The organism is Variovorax sp. KBW07 (assembly GCF_003852515.1).
Classification (GTDB): Bacteria; Pseudomonadota; Gammaproteobacteria; order Burkholderiales; family Burkholderiaceae_C; genus Variovorax.
Genome location: NZ_QAJK01000268.1, coordinates 1 through 2,080, shown reverse-complemented (window position 1 = coordinate 2,080; position 2,080 = coordinate 1). Strand labels below are relative to the sequence as shown.

2 protein-coding genes are annotated in these 2,080 nt (G+C 63.7%); both read left to right on the top strand.

The window, feature by feature from the left end:
* Positions 1-341: 341 nt before the first annotated feature.
* Entirely contained in the window at positions 342-1,355 is a 1,014-nt protein-coding gene (locus tag DBV14_RS33100) for a LysR family transcriptional regulator (RefSeq protein ID WP_124466477.1), read from the top strand.
* A 74-nt stretch (positions 1,356-1,429) separates the two neighbouring features.
* Positions 1,430-1,870 (top strand): type II 3-dehydroquinate dehydratase, encoded by a 441-nt coding sequence (gene aroQ, locus DBV14_RS33095; RefSeq protein WP_124466475.1) that lies wholly within the window; start codon positions 1,430-1,432, stop codon positions 1,868-1,870.
* The last annotated feature ends 210 nt before the right edge of the window (positions 1,871-2,080 follow it).

The following is a 2,080-nucleotide window of genomic DNA, read 5'->3' as shown; positions in this document are numbered from 1 at the left end:
GCTGAAGGCTGTTTCGTAGGTACCGTTGCTGTTTGGGTTTGTTCAGGGCGACGCCCACGCCGACGGTGTGCTCTGCTCCGCGAATGTCCCCCGCTTCGCTCCTCCTTTATTTCGCTGCGCAGAGCACACCGCCAGCGCGAGCGTTATGAGGAGCAGTCGTTGATCGGCCGCAAGCGCAGAGCGTGTCCAGGTGCGAATGGCATCGGGTGCTCCCCGCAGCGAAATAAAGGAGGAGCGAAGCGGGGGACATTCGCGGAGGGGAGCACCCGGTGTCATTCGCACACGCCCCGAACGCATCCAATGAAGCGTCAGGCAATAGCAGCAGACGTGGAGCAACAACGATGAGCCGCATCGATCTCGCCTTGGTCGAAGCCTTCGTGCTGGTCGCCAGGAGCGGCAGTCTCACCAAGGCCGAAAACCTTTCGGGCGTGTCCAAGGCCACCCTGAGCCGGCAACTCACGCGGCTCGAAAAGTTGCTCGATGCGCAACTGCTCATGCGCAGTCCGCGCCGCATCACGCTCACCGAAGCCGGCCGCGCGTACTTCGCCCGCTGCGAAGGGCTGCTCGACGAAGTCACGGGCCGGCTCGAAGCGGCCAGCACGGAGATTCATGAGCTGACGACCGGTGTTTCCGGCAGCCTCTCTCTGCTGTCCGATACGCAGTTCAGCACCTCCTTCGTCTGCCACGTGGTCAAGCTTTTCCTGGAGTCGCACCCCAACGTGCGCTGCCAGCTCGACGTGGCCAACGGTTTTCACGCACCACAGGTCGGCGACGTCGATTGCTATGTGTGCTCCGAACCGCCCGATGCGCCCAACCTCGTGGCCAAGCTGCTGGGGCGACTCCACTACGGGCTCTATGCGAGTCCGCAATATCTCGCGCGCCACGGCACGCCGCAGGCGCCGGATGAACTGGCGCGGCACCAGTCGATCGTGATGAAGGAGCGCTCGGGGCCGTCGTCGCAGGTGCCGCAGGTGCTGCTGGTGTCGAGCGCGCCGGGCGGTAGCAGTGGCAGTGGAAGCAGCAGTCATGCCTTCAGCCCGGAGCCCGCCTTCGAGACCAACGACCACTGGGTCATGAAGACCTTCTGCATCGACGGCCTGGGCATTGCGTTGCTGCCGGCGTTCTTCGTGCGCCCCGAGGTGGAGCAGGGCGTGCTGGTGCCGGTGCTGCCGCAGTGGCAGCCCGAGCCGCGGCGCATCTACTGTGCCTCCCAGCGGCAGCGCTACATGGGGCAGAAGCTGCGCGATTTTGTCGACCTGATGGCGCGCTGCGTGGTGGACATCGATTCGTACAACTTTTATGTCGGCTCATCGATGGCGGCGGTAGAGCGCCGCAGGGGCGGCGCGCGACCATAATTGGCGGCGTTCGCCCGCTGTTGTTGTTGCTGCTGCTGCCTTCAAGCCATCACGTTCTTACGCTCTTATTCATCATGAAGAAAATCCTCGTACTCAACGGCCCCAACCTCAACCTGCTCGGTACGCGCGAGCCCGAGCAATACGGACGCGACACGCTGGCCGATGTCGAGCGCCTGTGCAAGGACACGGGGGCCAAGCACGGCGTAGAGATCGAGTGCCGCCAGTCGAACCACGAAGGCGTGCTGATCGACTGGATCCAGGAGGCCGGCCGCGAAGTCGCGGCGGGCAACATGCTGGGCGTGGTGATGAACCCCGGCGCGTACACGCACACGTCGATTGCGCTGCACGATGCAATCAAGGGGGCGAGCGTGCCGGTGATCGAGCTGCACATCTCGAACGTTCATGCACGCGAAGAGTTTCGTCACCACTCGTACATTTCGCCGGCGGCGCGCGGGATCATCGTGGGGCTGGGCGTGAAGGGCTACACGCTGGCGATTGCTGCGCTGGTTCCTTAGGGTTGTTTTTGGCGCTGCTGTTTGGAGCGGGTTCATTCAGGGCGAGTGCGACTGACACCGGGTACTCCCCTCCGCGAATGTCCCCCGCTTCGCTCCTCCTTTATTTCGCTGCGGGGAGCACCCGATGCCATTCTCACATGGACACGCTCTGAGTGCTTCGCTGATCAACCAGTGCTCTGAACTCGCTCACGCTGGCGGTGTGCTCTGCGC

Coding starts and splice junctions, on each gene's coding strand:
- DBV14_RS33100 (WP_124466477.1), top strand. CDS start 342: ATGAGCCGCATCGATCTCGCCTTGGTCGAAGCCTTCGTGCTGGTCGCC.
- aroQ (WP_124466475.1), top strand. CDS start 1,430: ATGAAGAAAATCCTCGTACTCAACGGCCCCAACCTCAACCTGCTCGGT.